This window comes from Nocardioides sp., from assembly GCF_036401255.1.
Lineage (GTDB): Bacteria > Actinomycetota > Actinomycetes > Propionibacteriales > Nocardioidaceae > Nocardioides.
The window spans coordinates 1-2744 of the sequence record NZ_DASWVI010000444.1 but is presented as its reverse complement, the minus strand read 5'-3'; the positions used below and the strand labels follow the sequence as shown (position 1 = coordinate 2744).

Genomic DNA, 2744 nt, shown 5'->3' with positions numbered 1-2744 from the left:
CCCACGTGCTCGTCGCCGCCGGCGCCGACGGCTGGCGGCTGCTCCCGCGCGCCGCCGTCGAGCTGACGGCGACCACCGGCGTGGACCTCACCCGCCGGTTCGGCCGCATCCGCGTGCTGGACCCGGCCGCGGGGGAGCCGGTCGACCTCACGACCGACGCCGTCCGGCGTACGGTCGTCACGCTCGCCGCCGCCGAGGCCGCGGGCGTGGCGCGCTGGTGCCTGGCGACGGCCGTCGACTACGCGAAGGTGCGCGAGCAGTTCGGCCAGAAGATCGGCAGCTTCCAGGCCGTCAAGCACCTGTGCGCGGAGATGCTCGAGACGGCCGAGGCCGTCACCGCCGCCGCGTGGGACGTCGCGTCCGCCGCGGACGGCGACGACGAGCAGTGGGCGTTCGCCGTGGACGTCGCCATCGCGACCGCGTTCGACGGGGCGGTGGCGGTCGCGGAGTCGTGCATCCAGGTGCTCGGGGGCATCGGGTTCACCTTCGAGCACGACGCCCACCTCTACCTGCGCCGGGCGCTGGCCCTGCGCGCGCTCGCCGGCAGCGCGGACGACGCCGCCGACCGGCTGACGTCCGCCGCCGTCGGGGGAGTACGCCGGCAGGTCCGGCTCGACCTCGACGGCAGGGACGACGCCGTGCGGGCGGAGGTGAGGGCCGTCGCCGAGCGGATCGCGGCCCTCCCGCCCGACGAGCGTCGCGCCGCGCTGGTGGAGGCCGGCTATCTCACGCCGCACTGGCCCGCGCCGTACGGGCTCGGCGCCGACCCCGTCACCCAGGTCGTCATCGACCAGGAGCTGGCCCGGGCCGGCGTGACCCGCCCCGACATCGTGATCGCCGGGTGGGCGCTGCCGACGATCCTCGAGCACGGAACCGACGCCCAGCGCGAGCGGTTCGTGACGCCGTCGCTGCTCGGTGACCTGGTGTGGTGTCAGCTGTTCTCCGAGCCCGGGGCCGGGTCGGACCTCGCGTCGCTGCGCACGCGCGCCGAGCGGGTCGACGGCGGCTGGCGGCTGACCGGCCAGAAGGTCTGGAACTCCGTGGCCGAGCGGGCCGACTGGGGCATCTGCCTGGCCCGCACCGACCCGGACGCACCCAAGCACCAGGGCATCACCTACTTCCTGGTCGACATGCGTAACAGCCCCGGCATCGAGGTGCGGCCGCTGCGCGAGATCACCGGCAAGGCGCTGTTCAACGAGGTCTTCCTCGACGACGTGTTCGTGCCCGACGAGATGGTCGTCGGCGCCGTCGGCGACGGCTGGCGGCTGGCCCGCACCACGCTCGCCAACGAGCGGGTCGCGATGGCGACCAGCCGCCTGGCCACCAGCACCGAGCGGGCCGTCGAGCTGGCGGCCGCGGGCGTCGCGCCGGCGCAGCGGGTCGCCGTCGGCCACTCGATCGCGCTGTCGACGGTGTGCTCGCTGCTCGGAGTGCGCTCGACGCTGCGCTCGCTGGCCGGGCAGGGGCCGGGTGCGGAGTCGAGCGTCGCCAAGCTGCTGGGGGTCCGCAACCGGCAGGACGGGGCCGAGCTCGTGGTCACCCTGCACGGCGACCGGATCCTGCTCGACGACGACGAGCAGGTCCGCGCCGACGTCTCCGAGATGCTCAACACCCGCTGCCTCTCGATCGCCGGTGGCACGACCCAGGTGCTGCGCAACGTGGCCGGCGAGCGGATCCTCGGCCTGCCCCGCTGAGCCGTCCGGGCCCGGTGTTCGCGCGCCGTTCACCGGGTGGCCCGGTCGTCGTCGAGAACTCCTCCTTCTGGGGGGTGACGCTCGAGGCCGGTCGGGGAGAGACTGGTCTCGACCGGCCATCGAGAGACGAGGACGCGGACCGACCATGAGCCTGCACCGACCCGTGCGCCTCGCCATGAGCGGCGGCGCCGTGCTGGTGATGGTCGCGGTCGTCGCCGCCTCCCAGCCGGGCCCCGGCGCGGAGCCGCCGGTGCGCGACGTGGTCATCACCGTCGACGGCCCGGACGCCACCACGGCGCCCCCGGTCGTACCGGCGACGACCGCGTCCCGCCAGGTCGCGCACGACCCGCGCGAGCACGGCGTGAGCGCCGCGGCCCTGGACCGCCTCGACCTGCCCGTCGCGGCCGTCGGCGCCTACCGATCCGCCGAGAACGTGATGAGCGAGGTCGACCCCGACTGCGGGCTCACCTGGACGTTGCTGGCCGCGATCGGCCGGGTCGAGTCCGACCATGGTCGCTACGCCGGCGCCACCTTGGGCTCCGACGGCGTGTCCGCGCCGCTGATCCGGGGCGTCGCCCTGGACGGTGCCGGGCCGGTCGCCAAGATCCGCGACACCGACGCCGGCACGGTCGACGGCGACCGGCGCTGGGACCGCGCGGTCGGCCCGATGCAGTTCCTGCCGAGCACCTGGGCCGCGGTCGGCGTCGACGCCGACGGCGACGGGGTCCGGTCGGCCGACGACCTCGACGACGCCGCGCTCGGTGCGGCGGTGTTCCTGTGCGCGGCATCGGGCGACCTGGACTCGCTCGCCGGTCGGCGTGCCGCCGTGCTGCGCTACAACCCGTCGCCGAGCTACGCCCGCGACGTGCTCGCCGTCGAGCGGGCCTACCGCTCCGGCGACTACACGCTGCCCGAGCTGCCGACGTACGGCGACGGTCCCCGCGCCGTCCGGATCAGCGCGTCGGCCGCGCCCGACCCGAGCGAGGTCCGCCAGCACGGCCAGCACCAGGGCCAGCATCAGGGCGACCAGGGGCACGCCGAGGCCGCGCC

Annotated in this window: 2 protein-coding genes; both read left to right on the top strand. The window is 75.6% G+C overall.

What is annotated here, in order from left to right; all coding sequences use genetic code 11:
• On the top strand, positions 1-1694 hold a 1694-nt coding region (locus tag VGD85_RS20230), incomplete at its 5' end, for an acyl-CoA dehydrogenase family protein (RefSeq protein ID WP_331065232.1).
• A 145-nt stretch (positions 1695-1839) separates the two neighbouring features.
• Positions 1840-2744 (top strand): lytic transglycosylase domain-containing protein (locus tag VGD85_RS20225; RefSeq protein WP_331065231.1); only part of this gene is annotated, 905 nt, incomplete at its 3' end.